Here is a 26579-nt window from a genome sequence, read left to right on the forward strand (position 1 = left end):
CCCGGTTTGAACGATGATTCAATTCTTGCCGTGCAGGGGTACGGCCGGCGCGGCAGCGCCCACGAGGATGCGGAGGACCCTGCGGTGAACCTGACGTGGATGCTGGGGGCGTCGGCGCGCGGTTGCGGCGGGAAGCCGGCCCTCGTGTCCGATCTGGGATCGATGACGTACGCCGAATTGCTCGCGGCGTCGAAGCGGGCCGCCGCCGTGCTGCGGGAGCGCGGGGTGCGGCCGGGGGATCGCGTGGGCGTGATGACGTACAACACCCCCGCCTTCGCCGTGGCGGCGTTCGGGATCTGGCGGGCCGGGGCGGCGCTGGTGCCGGTCAACCACAAGCTGACCGCGCGCGAACTGACGTACCTGGCACGGCACTCGAAGCTGCGGGTGGCCGTCGTCGCGCAGGAGCTGTCCGATCGTATGCGCGAGGGCGCGCCCGAGGTCGATGTGCTGACCACGGACGACACCGGCGGCGGGGAGTTCGACGGGCTGGTCGCGGGGGCGCCGGAATGGGAGGGGGTGGAGGTCGGGCCCGAGGCCGTCGCACAGGTGCTCTACACCTCCGGGACGACCGGCGCGCCCAAGGGCTGTCTGCACTCCCACCGCGGGCTGTCCGCCGTGCCCGCGTACACCGCGGCCGCCGCGGGGCTGCGCCGCGAGGACCGGTTCCTGCTGGCCATGCCGATCTGGCACGCCTCGCCCCTGAACAACTGGTTCCTGTCGATGATCTACCTGGGCGGCACCGTCGTCCTGCTGAAGGAGTACCAGCCGCTCGCCTTCCTGGAGGCCGTGCGCAAGCACCGGGTGACGGCCTTCTTCGGTGCCCCCATCGCCTATCTCGCCCCGCTGAAGGCGCTGCCCGCGACGGGAGCCGACCTGTCCGACTTCGGTCTGGCGGGCGTGCGGCTGTGGGCCTACGGCGGGGCGCCGCTGGGCGCCGAGACGGTACGGACGCTGGAGGCGGCGTACGGCCGGGACCGCTTCTGCCAGGTGTACGGCATGAGCGAGATGGGGCCGGTCGGTGCCGTGCTGCGCCCGCGGGAGCATCTCGCCAAGGCCGGGTCGATCGGGGCGGGCGGCATGCCGGGCGTGGACATCCGCGTGGTCCGGGACGACGGAGTGGACGCCGGGGCCGGCGAGACCGGGGAGCTGTGGTTGCGGTCGGGGACCCGGATGCTGGGGTATCTGGACGATCCGGAAGCGACGGAGCGCGCCTTCGCGGGCGACTGGTACCGGTCGGGGGACCTCGCGCGGGTGGACGAGGACGGCTATCTGTTCATCGTCGGCCGCGCCAAGGACGTCGTCGTCACCGGCGGGGAGAACGTCTACTCCCCCGAGGTGGAGGAGGCGATCCTGGGGCATCCGGCGATCCGGGACGCGGCCGTCGTGGGGCGGCCGCACCGGGACTGGGGGGAGACCGTCGTCGCCGTGGTGGAGGCCGATGCGGCGGTGACGCTGGAGGAGTTGCGCGGGTTTCTCGCCACCAGGCTGGCGAAGTACAAGATCCCGCGGGAACTGATGGTGGTCCCGGCGCTGCCGCGTACGCCCTCCGGCAAGGTGCAGAAGCACGTACTGCGCGAGCAGGTGCGCACCGGCCTCTGAGGCGCCCCGCGCCATGGGCCGGCCGCAGGGCGGCGGCCGGCCCCGTACGGCTCAGTCCTCCTGCTTGCCCGCGCGCACGATCGTGCCCTGCGCCACGGCGACCAGGTGCTCCTCTCCCTGGTCCGAGACGACGTAGACCGAGCACTGGCACACGGCCTGACGCCGGGTCGTGGCGGTCGCCCTGGCACGGGCGAGCACGGCGTCGCCCACGGCCGGCCGCACATAGTTGATCTTGTACTCGGCGGTGAGCGCGTCACCGCCGAGGGCGAGTCCCCCGGCGAAGGTCAGCGCGTTGTCGGCCAGGTAGCTGAGCACGCCGCCGTGGACGAAGCCGTGCTGCTGCTGGATCTCGGGGCGGTTGACGACGCGGATCTCGGCCGAGTCGGGCCCCACCGAGGTGAGTTCGGCGCCCAGGAACATGCTGAACGGCTGGGCCTTGAAGATGCCCTGTGCGAAATCGGTGAGGTCCGTGGTCATGCGTGCCGTCCTGTGGCTCGGGGGGTGGTGGGGGTGGCCGCGTCCGGGTCGGTGAGCCGCTCGTCGATGGTCTGCTGGAACATCGCGAGCAGGCCCTCCGCCAGTCCCAGGACGTGGTGGTCGCTGCCTCCGTGCGGCAGATGGCGCTGCACGTTCTCGGCGATGGCGAAGTCCTCCTGGTCGAAGACCGTGTCGTTGGTGAACTCGAAGCGCTTGGCCAGCGCGCTCTGTCCGGCGGAACCGGCGAAGTCGCCGTCGCGGTAGAGCATCTCGTGGGTCCATATCGTGCGGTCCGGCGCCAGTGGCCAGAAGGTGTTGATGGACACGTAGTCGGGGTGCAGGATGAAGAAGGTGTTGGGGAAGAGGGTGTAGTACACCGAGGCGTAGTCCAGGATGCGCCACTCCTCCTCCGGTTTGCGGGCGGTGTCGCCGATGTTCGTGCGCGCCGCGGACAGCCGGATGTGCGGGCCGTCCTCGTCGTGCGCGATCACGCCCTTCTTGAAGGCGAAGGCGAGGGTGTCCCGGTGCAGGTACGGGACGTGGTAGCCCTCCAGGTACGTCTTGATCAGCAGCTTCCAGTTGGCCTCCTTGACCACCTTGGTCTTCTTGTACCGCACGAGCGAGGCCACGTCGAAGTTCACCAGGTCGTCGTGGAACGTGCCGAGGAACGCGGGGATGTCGAGCGTCTCGCCGGGGGTGCGGCCGACCCAGATCAGGCCGCCGGACTCCGCGGCCGGCAGTTCGACCAGGCCGTAGTCGCAGGTCTTGACGCCGGGGAAGTCATGGGCGCGGGTGATGCCCTTCAGGGTGCCGTCGAGTCCGTAGACCCAGCCGTGGAAGGGGCAGATGAAGTTCTGCACCGTCCCGGACGGCTGGTCGGCGAGGCGGGCTCCGCGGTGGCGGCACTGGTTGTAGAAGGCGCGGACCCGGCCGTCCTCGCCCCTGACGACGACGTAGGGGAACCGGTCCCAGTCGCTGGTGAGATAGGCGCCGGGCTCGCCGAGCGCGGAGGCGTGGCCCGCGATCAGCGGGTAGCGGGAGAAGGCCGAGGCGATCTCGCGCTCCAGGAGGGCCTCGTCGGTGTACTTGGTGACCGGGATGGTGACGACCTCGTCGAGCATCTTCTCGTCGCGCCGCGTTTCGCGCAGGGCGAGAAGACGCTTGATCATCGCCACTTGTTCACTGTGTCGCATGGGGCCCCCGTCGCAGTTCAAGTTCTGAATCCTCGTTCACTTCATGGTACGGAGGGCACGGCGGGCCTGGCAATGAAAGTTCCGGAGTACGAGGGGCGGTCAGGACCGCACACAGCCGAGGGCACGCAGGCAGAAGTCCCTGATTTCCACGACCAGTTGCTCGTCGGGCACCTGCGGCTGCTGCGCGACCTCCGGCGAGAGCCTGCCGACCAGCGCCTCGGAGATCGCACCGATGGCGGCGCCGGCCGCGACCGCCGCGTTCTGCCGGGCGAACAGGCCGGCCGCTATGCCGTCCCGGATGACGCCCTCGCACAACTGCGCGTACTCGCGCCGGTACACCAGCCGCTCGCGCTCCACCGCCGGCGAGACGGGCTCGAACAGCAGGGACCACGCCAGCCGCCGCCCCCGCAGGGCGCGCCGGGTGAACGTGTCGGCGAACGCTTCGAGTCGCGCGTCGGGTCGTACGGGTGCGGCGGCCACCGCACCGCGTACGGCGGCCAGTTCGCGGCCGGCGGCGCGCCGGAAGACGCGGGCCAACAGCTCGTCCCTGCTGCCGAAGTACGAGTAGAGCGAGCCGGCGCTCACCCCGCACGCTCCGGCCACCGCGGCGACCTTCGCCCCGGCGAAGCCCTCCCGCGCCACCAGCTCGTGCGCGGCACGGACGAATGCCTCCTCCTTCGTCCGAGCGTGCCGCTCCGTACGTTCCGTACGCCGATACACCATGGCGGAGCTGGGCCTTCCGTGTCGCTGCCGGGGGCAACAGTGAATCAGCAAACGGGGGCGGGGTGCACGGACGGCCTGGTACCGGAGGCGGTGGGGCGGCCTCCGGGTCGCTCTGCGCGCGGGGCGTGGCCCGGCCGGGGCCTTTCGTTCGGATCAGGAAGCCGGCATCGTGCGGATGCCCTTGCTGACGGTGGCCGTCAGGGCGGCGAGGAGGACCAGGGCCGGGAAGACCAGCATGGCCGGTGCCGGGGGCCAGTGGGACAGCAGGGCGCCGGCCAGGGCGGGGGCGAGGGCGGCGGCCGAGCCGGCGGCGAGCAGGACGCCGCTGACCACGCGGCCCTGCAAGTGGTCGGGGGTGACGGCGGCCTGGTGGCCGAAGAGGGCGGCGTTGGCGGTGGGGCCGAGGAAGACGGCGGCGGCCAGCGGCACCGCGGCCAGCACGGTGCCGGAGAGCAGCGTGCTGACGGCCATCAGCGCGGCGGTCGTCCAGCACAGCAGTGTGATCAGGACGGGCAGCCGCAGCCGGCGCTGAAGTGCCGGGGCGGCGAAGGCGCCGAGGAGGCCGCCGAGCGCGAAGACCGTGCCGGCGAGGCCCACCATGACCGGGGCGACACCGGCCCGGCGCAGCGCGAGGGTCATCGCGAAGATCATGCCGGTGAAGGCCATGTTCAGCGGAGCCGCGATCACCAGCAGCGCCCGCAGGAACGGATGCCCCAGCAGGAAGCGCAGGCCCTCCGCGGTGGACGCGCCGACGGGTGCGGCCGGCTCCGCGCGGGGTTGCTGGAGGGGCCGCCCGATGCGGCGGACGGCCGCCAGGGACAGCAGGAAGCTCAGCGCGTTGCCCAGGAAGGGCAGGGACCGGCCGAGCCCGAACAGCAGGCCGCCCAGCGGCGGTCCGGCCAGCGAGGTGCCGTAGGTCCGCGCCTCGTTGCGGGCGACGGCGGAGGCCAGTTGGTCCGGGCGGACCAGGCTGCGCACCGAGGCGTGCTCGGCGGTGCTGAAGACGGCGGTGGCGGCGGCGCCGGTGATCACGACCGCGAGGATCACCGGCAGGCCGGCGGCGCCCTTCAGGACCGCCCAGCCGAGCGCCGCGTACACGGCGATCCGCAGCAGGTCGCAGGCGATCATCAGCCGGCGCCGGTCGAACCGGTCGGCGAGGACACCGGCCGGCAGCCGGCACACCAGGGTGGTGACGAGCCCGGCGGTGCCGACGACTCCGGCCCGCGTCGGGGAGCCGGTCTGCTGGAGGACCAGCAGCGGCAGGGCCAGGTCGGCCATGGCGCCGCCCAGGTCGGACAGGCACTGGCCGGTCCACAGCAGGTTGAAGTCGCGGTTGCGCCACAGGCCCGGCGGGGCGGGGGCGGCGGTGTCCACGGCCCCGGTCCCCTCCCCCGCGAGCGGCGGCCGGCTCACACCGCCTCCCCGGCGCCCGCCACCGCGGCCGCGTCCTCGGCGCCCGGCGACGGGGAAGGAGAGGGGGACGACGGGGACGGGATCTGCGCGGCGGGTCCGGCGTCCGTACCGCCCGAGCCGTGAAGCTGTCCCGCGCCGCCCGCCTCACCCACGCCGTCCGTACCGCCCGTTTCTCCCGTGCCTCCCGCCGACGTCGGGATGACCAGCATCTTCGTCACCGAGCCGTCGTCGCCGACGACATCGCGCACATGGCGGAAGCCCAGGCGGCGGCACATGGCGAGGCTGGCGGTGTTCTCGGCGCCGACCATGCCGTACGCCTCGGTGAGGCCGAGGTTGTCGGCGGCGTGCCGGAGCAGGCCGCGGACCGCCTCGCCGCCCAGTCCCCGCCCCCAGTGGCCGGGAGCGAGGGCGGTGACGAGTTCGTGGCCCTCGACGTTGCCGGTGGGTTTCACCTCGGCGTGGCCGACGTAGCGGCCGGCCAGCCACAGGCCCCAGACGTCGAACCGCCGCTGGGGGTAGACGTCGGTGAGGATGGCGCGGAACACCTCGCGGATCTCCGGTTCGGGCACGAGGTCCTGGCCCATCCAGCGGCACACCTGCGCGTCGCGCAGCAGCTCGACGAAGACGTCCTCGTGCTCGGGCCGGTAAGGGAGGAACTCCAGGCGTTCGGTGCGCAGGACGGGGGTCATGACGGGCTCCTCGGGAGTGATGCGGTGGGGTGAGGGCCGGGGGCGGTGGGGCGCCGGTGCGGCGGCGGTCCGGTGCGTGGGGGGCTGTGGGGGGCGTGTCGTGGGGGGCCTCGGGCGGGGCGAGCCCGCCGGGCCGGCGCGGGTGCGGCCGGCCCGGCGGGCGGTACGGCCGGTCAGGCGCCGGCGTTCTCCATGCGCTCGCGCAGGCTCTTGGGCCGCATGTCGGTCCACACCTCGTCGACGTAGGCGGTGCACTCGGCCTCGGTGCCCTCCTTGCCGACGGGCTGCCAGCCGGCGGGCACCTCGATGTCGACGGGCCAGAGGGAGTACTGCTCCTCGTCGTTGCGCAGCACCTGGTAGCGGGTGTTCTCGTCCATGTCGGTCTCCTTCGTGTGCGGTTCGGTCCGGGTGGGTCGGTGATGCGCCGCGGGGGTCGGGGCGCGCGGGGCGCGAGGACCGTGCCGGGCGGGACGCCGGAGCGGTGCCTCGCGGGGGGACGCCGTCATCGGCCTCCCCTGGCGTGCCGGGCGAGGTGCCGCAGGGCCTCGGCGAAGTCCTCCGCGACCCGGCGCACGGTCGCCGTGTCGTGGACGGATGGCCGGTGGTGCCAGGTGAAGGCGAGCCGGCCGTGCTGGACGGCGCCCACCACTTCCACCAGGTGCGATCCGGGATCGCGGGGGTCGTGGTCCTGGCCGAACGAGCCGTGTTCGGCGCGGACCAGGCCGCCGCCCGCGGTCTCGGGGCGGGCGTCCCACTGGCCGAGGTAGTTGAACACCACCTGGCCGTGGGCGTGGGCGCCGAGGCGTTCGCGGACCTCGGGCGGACCGAAGGTGCGCAGCGCGCCGAAGCCGATGCCGTTGCCGGGTACGGCGCGCAGCTGGCGCCGTACCGACTTCACCAGGGACCGCCAGTCGCGGTCGGGGCCGAGGGCGCCGGGGTCGGGCACCTGGAGGGCGACCGGGTAGACGGTGGTGAACCAGCCGACCGTGCGGGACAGGTCGACGCCGTCGAGCAGGTCCTCGCGGCCGTGGCCCTCCAGGTCCAGGCGGATGCGGTCGTGCCCTCTCCAGCGGGCCAGTGCGAGGGCGAGGGCGGAGAGCAGCACGTCGTTGACGCGGGTGCGGTAGGCGGTGGGCGCGGAGCGGAGCAGGGCGGTGGTGTCCTCCTCACCGAGTTCCACGCTCACGGTGGCGGCCGGGCCCGTGTCGGCCACCGGGGCGGGGGCGGGGTCGGCGGGGGCGGACCCTACGGCCTCTTCCCAGTAGGGCAGTTCGTGGTCCAGACCGCCCTCGGCGACGTGCGCGGACAGCCGGGTGGACCACTCCCGGAAGCTGGTGCCGCGCTCCCCCAGGGTGACGGGGCCGCCTTCGCGGGCCTGCTGATAGGCACTCTCCAGGTCGTCGCGCAGGACGCGCCAGGAGACGGCGTCCACCACGAGGTGGTGGGCGACCAGCAGCAGGAACGCGGGCCTGTCCGGGTCGCCGGTGAACAGGGCCGCGCGCAGCTGCGGGCCGTGGGCGAGGTCGAAGCCGGCGTGCAGTTCGTCGGCGGCCTTCGCCATGGCGGCGTCCGCGTCCTCGGCGGACAGCCCGGACAGGTCGTACCGGACGAGGATGTCCTGGCCGGGGGCGGGCGGCGGGTTGAACTGCCGCCAGCCGTGCTCGTCCCTGGTGAACCGCATGCGCAGGGCGTCGTGGTGGTCGAGCAGGGCGTCGAGCGCGGCGCGCAGCGCCTCCGGGTCCGGGGCGCCGTCGAGTTCGAGCAGCGCCGACTGGTTGAAGTGGTGGTGGGCGGCGCGGGGTGTGCCGAGGAACCAGTCCTGGATCGGGGTGAGCGGCACCTCGCCGGTCACCGGGCCCTCGTCGGACCGCCGGGGCGCGGTGCGTACGACGGCGGCGAGTTCGGCGACGGTCTGGTGCGTGAACAGATCGCGGGTGGCCACGTGCAGGCCGTCGCGGCGCAGCCGTGAGACGACCTGCATGCTGAGGATGGAGTCGCCGCCGAGCGCGAAGAAGTTGTCGTCGGCGCCGACCTCCTCGATACCGAGGACGTCCGCCCAGATACGGGCGACGCGGCGTTCGGTGTCGGTGCGGGGCGCGGTGCGCGGTCCGCCGGCGGCCCGTGCGGGGCCGGGGGCGGGCAGGGCGCGCCGGTCGGTCTTGCCGTTCGGGGTGAGCGGCAGCCGGTCGAGCGGCACGAACACCGAGGGCACCATGTGCGGCGGCAGCAGCCCGGCGAGGTGCAGCCGCAGTTCGCCGGCGGGCAGCTCGCCGGCGGGCGGTGCGGCGCCGTCGGCGGGGAGCTCGGCCGGTACGACGTAGGCGACGAGCCGGTCCGGTGCGCCGGGCGCCTCCCCCGCGCGTACGGCCACCACCGCGTCCCGCACCAGCGGGCTGGTGCGCAGCGCGCTCTCGATCTCGCCGGGCTCGATGCGGAAGCCGCGCAGCTTGACCTGGTCGTCGGCGCGTCCGGCGAACCGGAGCAGGCCGTCGGCGGTCCAGCGGACCAGGTCCCCGGTGCGGTACATCCGCTCCCCCGGCCCGCCGAACGGGTCGGCGACGAAGTGCCGGGCGGTGAGCCCCGGCCGGCCCAGGTAGCCGCGGGCGAGGCCGGGCCCGGCGATGTACAGCTCCCCGGTGACGCCGGGCGGTACGGGGCGCAGGGCGGCGTCGAGCACGTGGACGCGGGTGTGTCCGGACGGGCGGCCGATGGGGGGCGCGCCGGTGCCGGGGGTGAGCGGTCCGGTCCAGGTGGCGACGACGGTCGCCTCGGTGGGGCCGTACGAGTTGATCATGCGGCGGCCGGGCGCCCAGGCGGCGACGAGGTCGGCCGGGCACGCCTCCGCGCCCACGATGAGGGTGCGCAGGCGGGGCAGGGTCGCGGCGGTCTCCGGTCCGACCGTGGCGAGTGCGGCGGGCGGGATCAGGGCGTGGCTGACCCGCCGTACGGCGAGCACCTCGGCCAGCCGCTCCCCGACCAGCGGCCCTTCCTCGCCGGTCACCAGCGCGGCCCCGGCCAGCAGGGAGACGCACAGCTCCAGCACGGAGGCGTCGAAGCTGGGCGAGGCGAACTGGAGCACCCGGTCGCCGGGCCCGGCTTCGTACTGCTCGGCGGCCGCGGCGGCGAAGGAGGCCAGTCCCCGGTGGGTGACGACGACGCCCTTGGGCGTGCCGGTGGAGCCGGAGGTGTAGATGACGTAGGCGGGGTGGGCGGGGATCAGCGCGCGGGCGCGGTCGGCGTCCGTGGGCGGCGTGTCCGGCCCGTCGGCCGTCCAGATCTCGTCCGGGTCGTCGAGGACCAGGTGGGTGCCCGCGTCCCGGATCATGAACTCCCTTCGCTCCGCGGGGTAGTTCGGGTCGACGGGGAGGAAGGCGCCGCCGGCCTTGGCGACGGCGAGCTGGGCCACGACGGTCGCCGCCGAGCGGGGCAGCGCCAGGGCCACCACCCGCTCGGGTCCCACGCCGTCCCGGATCAGCCGGTGGGCGAGGCGGTTGGCCGCCCGGTCCACCTTGGCGTAGCTCAGCTCCCGGTCGCCGTCCAGCAGCGCGATCGCGTCCGGGGTGCGGGTCGCCTGCCCCTCGAACAGCTCGGGCAGGGTCCGTTCGGGCACCGGCCGGAAGGTGCCCCGGCCCTGGTCCAGCAGGGCCGTCAGTTCGGCGCCGGAGGTCAGCGGGAGGGCGCCCAGCGGGCGGTCCGGGTCGGCGGCGACGGCGTGCAGCAGGGTGCCGAGCTGGCGGGCCATCCGCTCGGCGGTGGCCGGGTCGAACAGGTCGGTGTTGTAGGTGAGCAGGCCGTGCAGTTCCCCGTTGCCGGTCTCGGCGAACTCCAGGGTGAGGTCGAACGCGGCCTGGTCCGACTCGGGTTCGACGTCGGTCACCTCCAGTCCCGGCAGGTCGAGACCGGCGGCGGGGGTGTTCTGGAGGACGACCATGACCTGGAACAGCGGGCTGCGGCTGGTGTCCCGGACCGGCTGCACCTCGTCGACGACCCGTTCGAAGGGCACGTCCTGGTGGGCGAAGGCGTCCAGGACGGTCTCCCGCACGGCGGTGAGGAACCCGGAGAAGGATGCCCCCGCCTCGGCCCGTGAGCGCAGCACCAGGGTGTTCACGAAGAACCCGACGAGGCCCTGGGTCTCGGGCCGGTCGCGGCCGGAGGTGACGGTGCCGACGGCGATGTCCTCGGCGCCGGAGAGCCGGGCCAGGTAGGTCTGGGCGGCGGCGACAAGCGTGGTGAACAGGGTGGTCCCGTGGTCGCGGGCGAGCCGGGTCAGGCCCTGGAGGGTGGGGGCGGGCACCACCAGCCGGGTGGTGGCGCCGGCGCTGGTACGCACCGGCGGCCGGGGCCGGTCGGTGGGCAGCTCCAGCGGGGCGGTGCCGGCCAAGTGCTCCTTCCAGTAGGCGAGGTGCTCGTCGGCGCCGGCCTCCCCGGTGGTGCGCTGCCAGTGCGCGTAGTCCGCGTACTGCACCGGCAGGGGTGGCAACGGCGGCTGCGGGACGCCGAGTTCGGCCCGGTAGAAGTGGGCGAGGTCGCCGAGCAGCACGGAGGTGGACCAGCCGTCGGTGACGATGTGGTGCAGGGCGAGGGTGAGCACATGGTCGTCGCCGGCGAGCAGGACCAGGGCGGTGCGCAGCAGCGGGCCCTCGCGCAGGTCGAACGGGCGGGCGCGGTCGGCGGCGAGCAGGCGGCGCAGCTCGGGTTCCCGCGCCTCCGCGGCGAGCCCGGTCAGGTCGTGCACCGGCAGCGGGACCTGACGCGGCGGGTGGACGCGCTGGATGCCGTGTCCATCGACGCTGTCGAAGGTGGTGCGCAGCGACTCGTGCCGGGCCGTCACGGCGGTGAGGGCCGCGCGGAGCGCGCCGGTGTCCAGGGTGCCGCGCAGCCGCAGGGCGAGCGCGGTGACGTACTCGGCGCCGCCCGGCTCGAACTCGTGCAGGAACCACAGGCGTTGCTGGGCGTGGGACATCGGTGCGACGGCGTCCCTGGCGACGGGGACGAGGGCCGGGCGGCCGGAGCCCTGCCGTTCGCCGAGCAGCCGGGCCAGCGCGGCCGGGGTGGGGTGGGTGAACACCGCGCGGGGTGTGACCTCGGTGTCGAAGACCTCCGCGAGGCGGGAGGCGAGGCGGATGCTGAGGATCGAGTCTCCGCCGAGTTGGAAGAAGTCGTCCTCCGCGCCGGGGGGTTCGCTGCCCAGCACCTCGCCGAAGACGGCGGCGGTGCGGCGTTCGGCCTCGGTGCGGGGCGCGACGCGCGCGCCGTCCGGCCGGGCCTCGGGCGCGGGCAGGGCGGCCCGGTCGACCTTGCCGTTGCGGCTCAGCGGGAGGGCGGCGAGCGGCACGAAGGCGGCGGGGACGAGGTAGTCGGGCAGGGTGCGGGCGGCGAAGGCCCGCAGCTCCTCCGGGTCGTGTGCGGCCGGTCCGACGACGTAGGCCACGAGCCGCTTGGCGCCCGGCCGGTCCTCGCGGGCCACCACGGTGACGTCGGTGACGTCCGGGTGGGCGGCGAGGGCGGCCTCGGCTTCGCCGGGTTCCACCCGGAAGCCCCGGATCTTGACCTGGTCGTCGGCGCGGCCGAGGAAGTCGACGGTGCCGTCCGGGCGTCTGCGGGCCAGGTCGCCGGTGCGGTACATTCGTTCGCCCGGCGCCCCGGACGGGTCGGCGAGGAAGCGGGCCGCGGTGTCGCCGGGGCGGCCCAGGTAGCCGCGGGCGACGCCTTCACCGGCCAGGTACAGCTCGCCCGCGCAGCCCGGCGGTACGGGCCGCAGCCGGGCGTCGAGTATGTGGACGCGCAGGTCGTCCAGCGGGCGGCCGATGGGCACGGTGTCGGGCACCGCCTCCGGGTCGGCGAGCGCGAAGGACGTCGCGAAGGTCGTCGTCTCGGTGGGGCCGTAGCCGTCGACGACGGTCAGGCCGGGGCAGGCGGCGAGGACCCGGCGCACGGCGGAGGCGGGCACCACGTCACCGCCGGTCCACACTTGCCGCAGGCCGCGGAAGCAGTCGGGGGCGTCCTGGGCGAGCAGCCGGAACAGTCCGGCGGTCAGCCACAGCGCGGTCAGCCCGCCGTCGCCCGCGAGCCGGCGCAGCAGGGCGGCGTCCACGCCTCCTGCCGGGGCGACGACCACCCGGCCGCCGTTGAGCAGCGGCGCCCACACCTCGAAGGTGGCGGCGTCGAAGGCGGCGGGCGAGTGCAGCAGCACCCGGTCGCACACGCCGTCGGCGAACCGGCTGTCGGTGGCCAGCGCGGCCACGTCCCGGTGCCGTACCGCCACCGCCTTGGGCCGGCCGGTGGACCCGGAGGTGAACATCACGTAGGCCAGCCGGTCGGGGTCGGCGGCCGGGGCCGCCTCGGCAGGACCGGTGTCGGCAAGGCCCACAGCCGGAAGCGGATCAGGCGATGCGGTGGTCACGTCGGTGGTGGTGAGGCGGATCGTCGCGCCGGACTCGGCGAGCAGGGTGCGGCGGCGGTGCTCGGGGGCGCGGCCGTCGACGGGCAGGTAGGCGCCGCCGGCCATGAGCACGGCGAGCTGGGCGACGACGAGTTCGGCGGAGCGGTCCAGGAGTAGTGCCACCCGGTCCTCGGCCGCCAGCCCGTCGGCGCGCAGCCGGCCGGCCAGCGCCGCGGCCCAGTCGTGCAGCTGCCGGTAGGTCAGTTCCCGGTCGCCGTCCTGCACCGCGATCGCGTCGGGGGTGCGGCGGGCCTGCTCGGCGAACAGGTCGACCGGGCTGCGCGGGGCGGCCGGGCGGGTGGTGGTGTTCCAGGCGGCGAGCAGTCCGCGGTCGGCCGGGGTGAGCAGGTCGAGGCCGGCCAGGTCGGTGTCGAACCCGTCGGCGAGTCCGGTCAGCAGCGCGGCCAGGCGGCCTGCGGCGCGCTCGGCGGTGCCGGGGTCGAACAGGGCGGGGTCGTAGGCGAGGTCGAAGGCGAGCCGTTCGCCGAGGTGGGCGCGCAGGCACCAGGGGAACGTGGTGGCGTCGTCGGCGCGCACCTCCTCGACCCGGACGCCGGTCCGGGCCGTCGCCGACTCGTCCACCGGGTAGTTCTCGAAGACCACCATGCTGTCGAACAGCGGCTCTCCGGGCGGCACCTCGCTCACCGCCTGGATGCGCGGCAGCGCGAGGAAGTCGAAGCGGCGGGCGTCGCTCCCCTGCTCCTGGATGCCGCGCAGCCACGGCAGGACCGGCCCCGCGGGGACGCGGACGCGGGTCGGCACGGTGTTGATGAACATGCCGATCATGCCTTCGACGCCGGGCAGTTCGGCCGGGCGGCCGGAGACGGTCGTGCCGAACACCACGTCGTCCCGGCCGCTGGAACGGGCCAGCAGCAGCGCCCAGGCCCCCTCCAGGACGGTGTTGACGGTGAGTCCGGCGCGTGCGGCGCTCTCCCGCAGCCGGCGCGACACGTCCGGGTCCAGCTCGTGGTGGACGGCGGCGGCCGACCGGGCGCGGTGGGCCTCGGCGGGGGTGCGGTCGTACGGCAGCGGGGTACGGGCGGTGAACCCGGCCAGCGCCTCGGCCCAGTGCCGTTCGGCCGCCGGCTCGTCCCGTGCGGCGAGCCAGTGCAGGAAGTCCGCGAACGGCCGCCTGACCGGGGGCGCCGGGTCCGGGCCGCCGGTGAGGGCGGCGTACCGTTCGCACACCTCGGTGAGGAGCTGGCCGGTGCTCCAGCCGTCGAGGACGATGTGGTGGGTGGACCACACCAGCAGCACCTCGTCGCCGGGCAGGGCCGCGAGGGTGAGCCGGGTGAGCGGGGCGGTGGTGAGGTCCATGCCGGCCGCGCGGTCCTCGGCGAGCAGCCGCTCGGTGGCCTCGGTGCGCTGTGCGGGTGTCAGGGCGCGCCAGTCGAGCCGGGTGACGGGCAGTTCGGCGTGCCGGTGGACCACCTGCACCGGGTGGGGCAGGCCGTGCCAGTGCACGGAGGTGCGCAGGGCCGGGGTGCGGTCCGCGACCTGCTGCCAGGCGGCGGCGAAGGCCCGCGGGTCGGCCACGCCGGCCAGGCGTACGGCCGTGCGGTCGGCGTAGGCGTGCTCGGTGTCCACGAGGCCGTGGAACAGCATGCCGGACTGGAGCGGGGTGAGCGGCAGGACGTCCTCGATGTCGCGTCCGGTGCCGACGAGCCGGTCCAGCCGCTCCTGGTCGAGGCCGGCGAGCGGGAAGTCGGAGGGGGTGCGGCCGCCCGCGGTGGGCAGGGCGCAGTGGGCCACGATGTCCCGCAGGGCGGCCAGTGTCTCCTCGGCGAGCGCGCGGACGGTGTCCTCCGCGTAGACGGCCGCCGGGTAGGTCCAGCCGAACTCCAGCCGGCCGTCCTGGACGACTCCGGTGATGTCCAGCAGGTAGGGGCGGGGTTCGTCCGGGTCGGTGTCCCGGCCGGCCGGGGGCAGGGCGCCGCGGACCAGGCCGCCGGAGCCGGTGCCGGTGTCCCATTGGCCGTGGTAGTTGAAGCCGATCTGCGGGGCCGGGGCGGTGGACAGCGGGCTGCCGGGGACGAGGTGGCGCAGGGCGCCGTGGCTCAGGCCGTGCAGCGGGACCGCGCGCAGCTGCTCCTTGACCGCGCGGAGGGTGTCGTGCCATCCGGCGTCCGGGTCGGCGGTGAGGGCGAGCGGGTACTCGGCGGTGAACCAGCCGACGGTCCGCGACAGGTCGGCTTCCTCGAACAGGTCCTCCCGGCCGTGTCCCTCCACGCCGAGCAGCACGGTGTCGCGCCCGCACCAGCGGCCCAGGGTGCGGCCGAGGGCGCTGAGCAGGACGTCGTTGACCTGGGTGCGGTAGCGCTCGGGGACCTTGCGGAGCAGGGCGTCGGTGGTCGCGGTGTCCAGGGTGACCGTGAGGGTGGCGGCGGTGCCGTGCGTGTTGGGGCCGGGCCGGCCCGCGGGCAGGGCGGCGGGGGCGGCGGCGGTACGGGTCCAGTAGTCCAGGTCGGCGTCCAGGGCGCCGGAGCGGGTGTGCTCCGCGAGCCGGGTGGCCCAGTGCCCGAAGGAGGTGCCGGCGGCGGGGAGTTCGACGGGGCGTCCGGCCGCCGTCGCGCGGTGGGCGGTCTCCAGGTCGGCCAGCAGGATGCGCCAGGAGACGCCGTCGATCACCAAGTGGTGCGCGGTGATGACGAGTTGCGGTGGCACGGCCGGCCCCCGGTCGAAGAACAGGACGCGTACGACGCGGCCTTCGCGCGGGTCGAGTGCGGTCTGCGCCTCGTCGGTGAGCCGCTGGACCTCGGCTTCCAGCGCGGCGCCGGTGAGCCGGGCCGCGTCGTGGCGGCTGAAGACGCCGTCGGGTGCCTGCGGCAGGGCTTCCTGGCGCCAGCCGTCGGCGGTGTGGCGGAACCGGGTGCGCAGCGCCGCGTGGTGGCGCACGAGGGCGTCGACGGCCGTGCGGACGGTCTCCTCACCGGTGTCCGGGGCGAGTTCGAGGCGCTGGGTCATGGTGAAGCGCAGCGGCCGGTCCGGGTCGCGGCCGTCCAGGTACCAGTGCTGGATCGGGGTGAGCGGCGCCTCGCCGGTCTGTTCGGCGGCGACCGGGCGGGGCGCCGACTCCTCGGTGCGCAGGGCCAGTTCGGCGACGGTCTGGTGGCGGAAGACGTCCTTGGTGGTGAGGGCGAGTCCGGCCTGCCGGGCGCGGGCGACGATCTGGATGCTCAGGATGGAGTCGCCGCCGAGCGCGAAGAAGTTGTCGCGGGCGCCGACCCGTTCGACCCCGAGCACCTGCGCCCAGATCGCGGCCAGGCGCTCCTCGGTGCCGGGCCGGGGGGCGACGTAGGGGGTGGTGCTGTCGGGCTGCGCGGGCGGGGCCGGCAGGGCGCGCCGGTCGGTCTTGCCGCTGGTGGTGCGCGCGATGCGGGCCAGCGGGACGAACGCGGTGGGCACCATGTGGTCGGGCAGGGTGCGACGCAGCGCGAGGCGCAGGTCGTCGGCGGACGGGACGCGGTCGCCGGCCGGCACCAGGTAGCCGACGAGCATGGCCCGCCCGGCGTGTTCGCGGGCGGCGACCGCGGCGTCGGCGACGTCCGGGTGGCCGAGGAGGGCGGCCTCCACCTCGCCGGGCTCGATACGGAAACCGCGGATCTTGACCTGCTCGTCCACCCGGCCGAGGAACTCCAGCAGCCCATTGCGATCCCAGCGGGCCCGGTCCCCGGTGCGGTACATCCGCTCGCCGGGCGCCCCGAACGGGTCGGCGAGGAAGCGGGCGGCGGTGAGTCCGGGTCGGCCGAGGTAGCCGCGGGCCACCTGGGCGCCCGACAGGTACAGCTCGCCGGGCACACCGGGCGGCACCGGCCGCAGGGCGCCGTCGAGCACGTAGGCGCGCAGGTTGCCGCCCGGGCGCCCGATGACGGGCCGCTCAGGGCGGTCGGCGCAGCGACCGTAGACGGCGTCGACGGTGCATTCGGTGGGCCCGTACATGTTGTACACCGCGATGTTCGACTCGCGTTCCACCCGCACGAGTTCCTGCCAGTCGGCCGGGGTGACGGCCTCGCCGCCGACGAGCAGCAGCTCCGGGTGGTGGCGGCCGGGGGCCAGCAGGCCGGCGGAGGTGAGCTCGCGCAGGAGGGACGGGGTGACGTTCACCAGGTCGAGGCGGCGCTCGGCGACATGGGCGCAGAACGCGTCGGGGTCCAGGCGTGCGTCCTCGTCGATGAGGTGCACCTCGTGGCCGAGGGCGAGCAGCAGCGGCCCTTCCCAGGAGGTGTCGAAGGAGAAGGAGGCGCTGAGCGCGGCCTTCAGCCGGCGGCCGTCCGCGGTGTGCGGGGCGAGCAGGCCGCTCTCGTGGTCGTGGCACAGGTTGACCAGCTGCCGGTGCTCGACGGCGACGCCCTTGGGGCGGCCGGTGGAGCCGGAGGTGTAGATGACGTAGGCGGTGTGGCCGGGCAGCAGGGGTCGCACCCGGTCGGCGTCGGTCGGGTCGTGGGCGGGCAGCCGGTCCCAGGGCACCGCGCCGAGGTCGGTGAGCAGGGTGTGCGGACGGGCGTCGGACAGCAGCAACTCGGCCCGCTTCGCCGGGAGTTCCGGGTCGAGGCTGAGCAGGGCGGCACCGGCCTTGGCGATCGCGAGCAGTGCCACCACCTGTTCGGAGGTCCGGGGCAGCCGTACGGCGACGATGTCCTCGGGGCCGGCGCCCCGCTCGATGAGGTGGTGGGCGAGCCGGTTGGCGCGCTCGTTCAGGGTGGCGAAGTCCAGGGTGGTGTCGCGGGCTACCAGGGCGGTGCGGTGCGGGGTGCGGGCGGCCTGTGCCTCGAACAGGGTGGGGAAGGTGGTGTCCGGGTCGGGCAGCCGGGCGCCCTCGCCCTGCCGGAGCACCTGCTCCCGTTCGGCGGTGGTCATCAGGGGCAGCGCGCCGGCGGTCTGCTCCGGGGATTCGGCGGCGGCCTCCAGCAGGACGCGCAGCCGGCCGGCGAGGCGCTCGGCGGTGTCGCGGTCGAAGAGTCGGGTGTTGTACTCCAGGTAGCCGGTCAGGCCGCCGTCGGTCTCCACGAAGTCGAAGGCAAGGTCGAAGGTGGCGGTGCGGACCGGCGGGGTGACGGGCTCGGCGGTCAGGCCGGGCAGCCGGGGCGGTTCGGCGTCGAGGTTGTGCAGGGCCACCATGACCTGGAACAGCGGGGTGCGGCTGGTGTCCCGCTCGGGCTGGACGGCGTCCACCACCCGCTCGAAGGGCACCTCCTGGTGGGCGAAGGCGTCCAGGACGGTCGTGCGGACCTCCGACAGCAGCTCACGGAAGGGCAGTTCGGGCCGGATCCGGGAACGCAGCACCAGGGTGTTGACGAACATGCCGACGACGTCGTGCAGTTCGGGCCGGTCGCGCCCGGCGGTCACGGTGCCGACGGTGACGTCCTCCTGCCCGGCCCAGCGCGCGAGCAGGACCTGACATGCCGTCACCAGGGTCATGTAGAGGGTGGCGTCGGCCTCCCGTCCGCGTTCGCGCAGCCGCTCGGTGAGCGCGCCCGGCAGGGTGAAGGTCACCAGGTCGCCGTCGCGGGTGCGGACGGCCGGCCGCGGCCGGTCGGTGGGCAGCTCCAGCGGGGTGACGCCGTCCAGGACCGTCCGCCAGTGGGCGAGTTCGGTCTCGGCCCGGTCGGCGCGGGCCCGCTGCCAGGCGGCGTGGTCGGCGTAGCGGACGGGCAGCGCGGGCAGGTGGGGTCCGCGGTTCTCCAGGGCCGCCGCGTACAGCTCGCCCAGGTCCCGGCCGAGCACGCCGATGGACCAGCCGTCGGTGACGATGTGGTGCACGGCCAGGACGAGGACGTGGTGGTCGGCGGCCAGCCGGGCCAGGCGGGCGCGCAGCAGCGGCCCGGTGGTCAGATCGAAGGGGGTGGCGACCACCCGCTCCAGGAAGCCGTCCAGGTCCGCGGGGTCCGGGAGGTCGGTCACCGGCAGGTCGACGGGTCGGGCCGGGTGGACGATCTGCCGTGCCTGGCCGCCGGATTCTGCGAACGTGGTGCGCAGGGCCTCGTGCCGGGCGACGAGGCCGTCCAGGGCGGCGCCGAGGGCCGCGGTGTCGAGCGGGCCGCGCAGCCGGAGCACCGACAGGGTGGTGTATTCGGTGCTGCCGGGTTCGAACCGGTCGAGGAACCACAGGCGTTGCTGCGCGTACGACAGGGGCGCGGGGGCGTCCGGGGCGAGGGCCGGGATGGCGTCGGCGCGGTGCGCTCCGTCCGGTTCGCCGAGCGCGGCGGCGAGGCGGGACAGCGTGGGGTGGGTGAACAGCAGCCGGGGTGAGACATCCGTGCCGAAGGCGGCGCGCAGCCGGGAGGTGACCCGCACGGCGAGGATGGAGTCGCCGCCGAGGGCGAAGAAGTCGTCGTCGGCGCCGACCTCGTCGGTGTCCAGGACGTCCGTCCAGGCGGCGGCGACCAGCCGTTCGGCGCGGGTGCGCAGGGGGGTGCGCGCGCGGTCCGCGGCGAAGCCACCGGGGCCGGGCGCGGGCAGGGCCCGCCGGTCGAGCTTGCCGTTCACGGTGAGCGGCAGAGCGGCCATCGGCACGTAGGCCGCCGGCACCATGTGCGCGGGCAGCAACCCTTCCAGGTGGGCGCGGAGTTCGGCGGCGGGCGGGGGCGGTGCGGTGCGCTCGCCGGTGCCGGTGCCGACGACGTGGGCGACCAGGCGGCGGGTGCCGGCGGTGTCCTCGTACACGCCGACGGCGGCGGCGCCCACCCGCGGGTGGCTGTGCAGGGCGGCCTCGATCTCGCCGGGCTCGATGCGGTAACCGCGGATCTTCACCTGCTGGTCGGCGCGGCCGAGGTACTCCAGTGAGCCGTCGGCCCGCCGCCGGGCCCGGTCCCCGGTGCGGTACATGCGGGTGCCGGGCCGCCCGAACGGGTCGGCGAGGAACCGGGTGGCGGTGAGGCCGGGCCGGTTCAGGTAGCCGCGCGCCAGGCCCTCGCCGGCGACGAACAGCTCGCCGACGGCACCGGGCGGCACCGGCCGCAGCAGCTCGTCCAGCACATGGACCCGCAGGTCCGGGATGCCGGTGCCGATGGGGCTGGCGGCACCGGTGCGGGCCGTCGAGCGGTCCAGCGGGGCGTAGGTGACGTGCACGGTGGTCTCGGTGATGCCGTACATGTTCACCAGGCGCGGCGCGGTGTCCGGGTGGCGGGCGTACCAGTCGGCGAGCCGGTCCACGTCCAGCGCCTCACCGCCGAAGATCACCGTGCGCAGGGCCAGTCGGGCGCTGACGTCGGGGAGTCCGGCGTCGGCCCGCGTCAGCGGGTAGAACGCGGAGGGGGTCTGGTTGAGGACGGTGACGCGTTCGTCGGCGAGCAGCCGCAGGAAGTCCTCCGGGGAGCGCGCGGTGTCCTCGGGGACGATCACCAGCCGGCCGCCGTGCAGCAGCGGGCCCCACAGCTCCCACACGGAGAAGTCGAAGGCGTAGGAGTGGAACAGCGTCCACACGTCGTCGGGGCCGAAGCCGAACCAGTGCCGGGTGCGGGTGAACAGCCGGACCACGTTGGCGTGCGGCACGACGACGCCCTTGGGGCGGCCGGTGGAGCCGGAGGTGTAGATGGCGTAGGCGGGGCTCTCGGGCAGCGCGCGGCGGGCGGGGCCCGCGGCGGGGCGGCGGGCGAGGTCGGCGCGGACACCGGGGTCGTCCAGCGGCAGCAGGGGTACGGCGGGTTCGGCCACGGAGCCGGTGGTGGTCACCAGGGCCACCGGGGCGGCGTCGGCGAGAAGCTGCCGTGTCCGCTCGGCGGGCTGCCGGGGATCGATGGGCAGGTAGGCGGCGCCGGTCTTGAGCACGGCGAGGACGGCCACGACCAGGTCGGTGGAGCGGGGCAGTGCCAGGGCGACGAACGTCTCGGGTCCGGCGCCGAGTTCGGCGAGCCGGTGGGCGAGCTGTCCCGAGCGCGCGTCGAGCGTGGCGTAGTCGAGCCGGTCGGCGCCGCAGCCGACGGCCTCCGCACCGGGGGTGCGGGCGGCCTGGGCGGAGAAGAGGGCGTCCAGGGTCTCGGCGGGCCGGCCCTCCTCGGTGCCGTTCCACTCGACGGGGATCCGCCGTCGTTCACCGGCGGTGGTCCAGGCGAGGTCGCGCACCGGCCGCTCGGGGTCGTCGGCCAGCTCGGTGAGCAGCAGGCACAGCCGGTCGGCGAGGTCCCGCGCGGTCGCGGGCTCGAACAGCCGCGGGTCGTAGGCGAGGTCGAAGCCGAACCGGTCGCCCTGGTAGGCGCGCAGTACGAGGGCGTAGTTGGTGGCGTCGCGGGCGGACACGTCCGCCAGGCGTATCCGGGTGCCGGCCGAACGGGCCTCGTCGAAGGGGTAGTTCTCGAAGGCCACCATGCTGTCGAACAGCGGGCTGCCGGACGGCACGTCGCTCAGCGCGGTCAGTTCGGCCAGCGACACCGCGGCGAACCGGCGTGCCTCGGCCTGCGCCTCCTGGAGCTCCTGGAGCCAGGCGGTGGCGGTACGGCGGCCGTCCACGCGGACGCGGGTGGGCAGGGTGTTGATGAACATGCCGACCATCGACTCGACGCCGGGCAGGTCGTCGGGGCGCCCGGAGACGGTGGTGCCGAACAGCACGTCCGGCTCGGCGCTGTAGCGGGACAGCAGCAGCGCCCAGGCGCCCTGGACCACAGTGGAGAGGGTGAGTCCGGCGGCGCGGGCGGTGCGGGCGAGGCGCGCGGAGACCTCGGGGGAGAGTCCGGCGGTGTGCAGGCCCGCGGAGCGGGTGTCGTGGCCGGGGCGCCGGGGGCGGTCGGCGGGCAGCGGGGTGGGCGTGGCGAACCCGGCGAGGACGTCCCGCCAGTGCGCGCGGGCCGCCGCGCCGTCCTGTCCGGCGAGCCAGCGCACGTAGTCGCCGAACGGGCGGCGGGCCGCGGGTCGGTGGGTCGTGCCGGTGGTCAGCGCCGTGTACTCGGCGAACACGTCGGTGAGGACCTGGGCCAGGCTCCAGCCGTCCAGGATGAGGTGGTGGGAGGTCCACAGCAGGTGCAGCCGGTCGCCGGGCAGCCGGACGAGGGTGAGCCGCATCAGCGGGGCGGCCGTGAGGTCCAGTCCGCGCCCGAGGTCGGCGGCGCGCAGCCGCTCCCACCGCGTGTCCCGCTCCGCCGCGTCCAGCTCCCGCCAGTCCACCTGCTCGACGGGCACGGTGACCTGGCGGTGCACGACCTGGAGCGGGACGGGCACGCCCTCCCACACCACGCTGGTGCGCAGGGCGGGGGTGCGGTCGGTGACCCGCTGCCAGGCCAGGGCGAGCGCGCCGGGGTCGGTGACGCCCTCCAGGAGCAGCGCGGCCTGGTCGAGGTACACGTCGTCCGGTCCGCCGACCAGCCGGTGGAAGAGCATGCCCTCCTGGAGCGGGGTGAGCGGCAGCAGGTCCTCGATGTCCCGGCCGTCGCCGGCCAGGCGGTCCACACCGGCCTGGTCGAGGCGGGCCAGCGGGAAGTCGGAGGGCGTACGGCCGCCGGCGCCGGGCCGCGCGCAGTGGTCGGCGATGGCGCCGAGGGCCCGGACCATGCCGTCGGCCAGCCGCTCGACGGTGGCGGCCCGGTGCACCTGGTCGCTGTAGTGCCAGGTGATCTCCAGCTCGCCGTCGGCGACCAGGGCGGAGACGTCCAGCAGGTGGTCGAGCGGCTCACCGGGGTCGGTGTCCCGGCCGGGTACGTCGGCGGTAGGCGCGAAGTCGCCGCCGGCGGGCGCCTCCCACTGGCCGTGGTAGGTGAAGCACACCTGGGGCAGCGGGAGTACGCCCAGGGCGCGGGCCTCCGGCCGGGGCGAGCCGAGGTGGGCGAGGGCCTGGTAGCCGAGGCCGCGGCGGGGCACGGCCCGCAGCCGCTCCTTGACGGCTTTGAGAGTGCTCCCCCAGTCGTCCGGTCCGGCCGGGGTGAGGGTGACCGGGTACTGGGTGGTGAACCAGCCCACCGTGCGGGACAGGTCGGCGTTCTCGGCCAGGTCCTCCTCGCGGCCGTGGCCCTCCAGCGCGACGGTCACCCGGTCCGCGCCCGTCCAGTCGGCCAGCACCCGGCCCAGCGCGCTCAGCAGCACGTCGTCGACCCGCGTGCGGTAGGCCGCGGGCACGCGCCGCAGCAGCGCCTCGGTGGTGGCGCGGTCCAGCCGGGTGCGGACGGTGCGCACGGACCCGGCGAGCGGGGTGCCGGGCAGGTCGGCGGGGAGCGGGGTGCGGGGCTCGGCCGCCTCCCGCGTCCAGTAGGGCAGGTCGTCGTCCAGGCCGCCGGCCCGTACCCGGCCGGCCAGTTCACGGGCCCAGTCGGCGAACGCGGTGTGCTCGGGCTCCTGCCGGGGCTCCTCCCCCGCCGCCGCCTGCCGGTAGGCGTCCGCCAGGCCGGAGAGCAGGATGCGCCAGGAGACGCTGTCGACGGCCAGATGGTGGGCGGTCAGGAAGAGGCGCGGGCGTTCTCCGCCGGTGAGCAGGGCGGCGCGCAGCAGGGCGCCGGTGGCCGGGTCGAGGGCCGCGCGGGCCGCCTGCGCGGCCTCGGCGGGCGGGGTGCCGGGGGCGTGCCGGGTCAGCAGCGGGCCGTCCGGGGCGGGGCCGGGGTGCTGGAGCCAGGTGTCGCCGGAGCGGGTGAAGCGGGTGCGCAGGGCGGGGTGCCGCGCCACCAGGGCGGCCAGTGCCTCCTCCAGTGCCCGCTCGTCGAGGTCGTGCGGCAGGTCGAGCAGCATCGACATGCTGAAGTGCCGCAGCGGGCCGTGCGTGGCGAGGAACCACTCCTGGACCGGGGTGAGCGGGGCGGGCCCGTCCCGGTGCGGGCGCCGGGGCGCCGGGGCGGCGGTGCGGGTGGTCGCGGCGGCGGCCAGGTCGGCGACCGTCTGGTGCCGGAAGACGTCCTGGGAGCCGATCCGCAGTCCGGCGGCGCGGGCGCGGGAGACGGCCTGGATGCTCAGGATGGAGTCGCCGCCCAGTTCGAAGAAGTTGTCGGTGACGCCCACCCGGTCCACGCCGAGCACCTCGGCCCACACGGCCGCCAGAGTCTCCTCCTCGGGGGTGCGGGGGGCGACGAACTCCCTTTCCGTCTCCGGGGTTTCGGGGGCGGGCAGGGCGCGGCGGTCCAGCTTGCCGCTGGTGGTCAGCGGCAGCGCGGCCAGGGCGGTGAAGGAGGACGGCACCCAGGCGTCCGGCAGCACCCGGCGCAGCGCGGCCCGCAGGTCGGCGGGGGCGGGCCGGGGGGCGCCGGGCGCGGGGACGACGTAGGCGGCGAGGCGGGTGTGGCCGTGCGTGTCGGGTACGGCCACGACTGCGGCGGCGGCGATGCCGTCCAGCGCGAGCAGGGCGGCCTCGATCTCGCCGGGCTCGATGCGGTGGCCGCGCACCTTGACCTGGTCGTCGGCGCGCCCGAGGTAGTCGACGCGGCCGTCGGCGGTCCAGCGGGCGAGGTCGCCGGTGCGGTACATCCGGGTGCCCGCCGGGCCGTACGGGTCGGGCAGGAACCGGGCGGCGGTCAGGCCCGGCCGGCCGGTGTAGCCGCGGGCGAGCTGGGGGCCCGCGAGGTACAGCTCGCCGCCGACGCCGGGCGGCACCGGCTGGAGCCGGTCGTCCAGCACGTAGGCCCGCACGCCGGGCAGCGGCCGGCCCACCAGCGGGCGGTCCCCGCCGTCGATGCGGCAGGACAGCGCGTCGACGGTGCACTCGGTGGGCCCGTAGAAGTTGTGGGCGGCCACGTCCGGGTGGGCGGCGAGCTCCCGCCACAGCGCGGGGCCGACCGCCTCGCCGCCGAGCATGAGGATCCGGGGGTGGTGCCGGGGGTCGGTGAGCAGGCCGGCGGGCAGCAGCTGCCGCAGGTAGGAGGGGGTGACGTCGAGGAAGTCGACGCGGTGCTCGACGACGTACTCGACCAGGGCGGCCGGGTCCATCCGGGTCACCTCGTCGACCAGGTGCAGCGGGTGGCCGTCGGCCATCAGCAGCACGCCCTCCAGGGAGGTGTCGAAGGAGAACGACGCGGTGAGCGCGACGCGCAGCGGGCCGCCGCCCGCCTCGGCGACGAAGCCCGCCCGGTGCGCGGCGAGCAGGTGCGCCGCCGCGCGGTGCGACACGGCGACGCCCTTGGGGCGGCCGGTGGAGCCCGAGGTGTGGATGACGTACGCGGTGTGCTCCCCGTCCAGCGGGGCGCGCCGGTCGGCGTCGGTCGGGTCGGTGTCCGGGGCGGTCGCGGGGACGGCGCGCAGGGCCTCCTCGTCCAGCAGCAGGGCGGGACGGGTGTCGTCCAGCAGGTACCGGACGCGTTCCTCGGGCAGGGCGGGGTCGAGCGGGAGGTAGCCGGCGCCGGACTTCCACACGGCGAGGATCGCGGTGATCATGTCGGCGGTGCGCGGCAGCCGCAGCGCGACCAGCCGTTCGGGGCCGGCGCCGCGGGCGATGAGGTGGTGGGCGACCCGGTTGGCGCGGGCGTTGAGCGTGGCGTAGTCGAGCCGTTCGCCGCCCGCGACGAGGGCGAGTGCGTGCGGGGTGCGGGCGGCGCGGCGCTCGAACAGCCGCGGGTGCAGGGCGTCGGGCTCGGGGTGGTGCGCCCCCGCGTTCCCGTGGGCGAGGACCTGGCGTGTCTCCGCCTCGGACAGCAGGGGCAGGGTGCCCAGCGGGCGGTCCGGGGCGGCGGTCGCGCCCTCCAGCAGGCGGAGCCACTGCCCGGCCAGCCGTTCGGCCGTGGCCGCGTCGAACAGGTCGGTGCGGTACTCCAGCAGCCCGGTCAGGCCCTCGCCCTCGGGGACGAACTCCACGCTCAGATCGAAGGTGGCTGCCTGCCGGGGCACGCCGACCGCGCTGGTGGCGAGACCGTGCGGGGCGGTCGCGGCGGGCGGGTCGGGGTGCAGCAGGACGAGGACGTCGAACAGCGGGTTGCGGCCGGCCTCGCGGGGTGCGCCGACCGCCTCCACGACCCGTTCGAACGGCGTGTCGCCGTGCGCGAAGGCGTCGTTGACCGTGTCGGCGGTCCGCGCCAGCAGTTCGCGGAACGAGCCGGCGCGGTCCACCGCGGTCCGCAGCACGACGGTGTTCACGAAGAAGCCGACGGCGCGTTCCAGTTCGGTGCGGGAGCGGCCGGGGGTCAGGGAGCCGACGGTGATGTCGTCCTGCCCCGACCAGCGGGCCAGCAGGGCTTGGGTCGCCGCGACCAGGGCGGTGTGCAGGGTGCTGTGCTGCTCGCGGGCGAGGGCGCGCAGCCGGGTGGTGAGCGCGGCGGGGACGGTGAAGGTGTGGACGGCGCCGGTGCCCGCCTCCTCGCCGCGCCGGGGCCGGTCCAGGGGCAGCTCCGGTGCCACCGCGCCGGTCAACCGCTCCTTCCAGTGGGTGAGTTGGCGTTCCAGACGGGGGCCCGAGAGCTGTTCGCGCTGCCAGGCCGCGAAGTCCGGGTACTGCGTGGCCACCGGCGGCAGTGCGGGTGCGGCGCCGCGGGCGAGGGCGTCGTAGGCGGTGCACAGCTCGTCCAGGACGACGCCCATGGACCAGCCGTCGGTGATGATGTGATGGGCCGTCAGCAGCAGGACGTGCGCCTCGGCGGACTCGCGCAGCAGCAGGGCGCGCAGCAGCGGCCCGTGCCGCAGGTCGAAGGGGCGGGCGTACTCCGTGCGCAGGTCCGCGTCCAGGTCGGCGGTGTCCCGGACGGGCAGCGGCACCGGGCCCGCCGGGTGCACCCGCTGTGCCGGGCGGCCGTCGCTCTCCTCGAAGGTGGTGCGCAGGGCCTCGTGCCGGGCGACGACGGCGGCCAGGGCGGCGGCCAGCGCAGCCCGGTCCAACGGGCCGGTGAAGCGGACCGCGACCGCGCTGTTGTAGCGGGGGTCGCCGGGCCGCAGCCGGTCCAGGAACCACAGGCGCTGCTGGGCAAAGGACAGCGGCAGCGGGCGGCCCCGGTCGGCGCGCGGGATGCCCTGCCGGGCGGCCGGGGCGGTGCCGCCGGCCCGGCCGGCCAGCCGCTGCCGCAGCGCCTCGCGCATCTGCTCGGGCAGTGCCTCGGCGCGGTCCCGACGGGAGGGCCGGGCGGAACGCGCGGGACCGGACGGGTGCGCGGAGTTCGAGGGGTCGGAAGGGTTCGAGGGGTTCGAAGGGGTCGAAGACGTCATGGTCGTCGGGTC

The 26579-nt window shown here is 75.4% G+C and carries 8 protein-coding genes; 1 reads left to right on the top strand and 7 read right to left on the bottom strand.

The features are described from left to right. Nucleotides 1-99: 99 nt before the first annotated feature. Nucleotides 100-1599, top strand: a complete 1500-nt coding sequence (locus ACZ7EC_RS01135) for a class I adenylate-forming enzyme family protein (RefSeq protein WP_471057777.1) — start codon at nucleotides 100-102, stop codon at nucleotides 1597-1599. Between the two features lie 51 nt (nucleotides 1600-1650). Here ACZ7EC_RS01135 and ACZ7EC_RS01140 read toward each other — a convergent pair whose 3' ends face one another. The 7 genes from ACZ7EC_RS01140 to ACZ7EC_RS01170 all read right to left on the bottom strand — a co-directional run bounded on the left by ACZ7EC_RS01140 (nucleotide 1651) and on the right by ACZ7EC_RS01170 (nucleotide 26567). Beyond that, a complete protein-coding gene (locus ACZ7EC_RS01140; protein WP_471055998.1) occupies nucleotides 1651-2076 on the bottom strand; it encodes a PaaI family thioesterase in 426 nt (141 codons plus the stop codon). Then, nucleotides 2073-3245 carry an aromatic ring-hydroxylating oxygenase subunit alpha gene (locus ACZ7EC_RS01145; protein WP_471056001.1) on the bottom strand — a complete coding sequence of 391 codons (1173 nt, stop codon included), beginning with the start codon at nucleotides 3243-3245 and terminating at the stop codon, nucleotides 2073-2075. The genes ACZ7EC_RS01140 and ACZ7EC_RS01145 overlap by 4 nt, the downstream gene beginning before the upstream one ends. A gap of 123 nt (nucleotides 3246-3368) precedes the next feature. Further along, on the bottom strand, nucleotides 3369-3992 hold the full coding sequence (locus ACZ7EC_RS01150) for a TetR/AcrR family transcriptional regulator (protein ID WP_471056003.1): 624 nt from the start codon (nucleotides 3990-3992) through the stop codon (nucleotides 3369-3371). Nucleotides 3993-4145: 153 nt separating this feature from the next. Further along, nucleotides 4146-5405, bottom strand: coding sequence for an MFS transporter (locus ACZ7EC_RS01155; protein WP_471056006.1), 1260 nt, complete (start codon nucleotides 5403-5405; stop codon nucleotides 4146-4148). Further along, a complete protein-coding gene (locus tag ACZ7EC_RS01160) occupies nucleotides 5402-6094 on the bottom strand; it encodes a GNAT family N-acetyltransferase (RefSeq protein ID WP_471056009.1) in 693 nt (230 codons plus the stop codon). The genes ACZ7EC_RS01155 and ACZ7EC_RS01160 overlap by 4 nt, the downstream gene beginning before the upstream one ends. 173 nt (nucleotides 6095-6267) lie before the next feature. After that, nucleotides 6268-6471: an MbtH family protein gene (locus tag ACZ7EC_RS01165; protein ID WP_180328075.1), complete on the bottom strand. Its 204-nt coding sequence runs from the start codon at nucleotides 6469-6471 to the stop codon at nucleotides 6268-6270. Nucleotides 6472-6596: 125 nt separating this feature from the next. Continuing rightward, entirely contained in the window at nucleotides 6597-26567 is a 19971-nt protein-coding gene (locus ACZ7EC_RS01170; protein ID WP_471056012.1) for a non-ribosomal peptide synthase/polyketide synthase, read from the bottom strand. Nucleotides 26568-26579 lie beyond the last annotated feature (12 nt).

It is taken from the genome of Streptomyces sp. NPDC037203 (genome assembly GCF_055605065.1).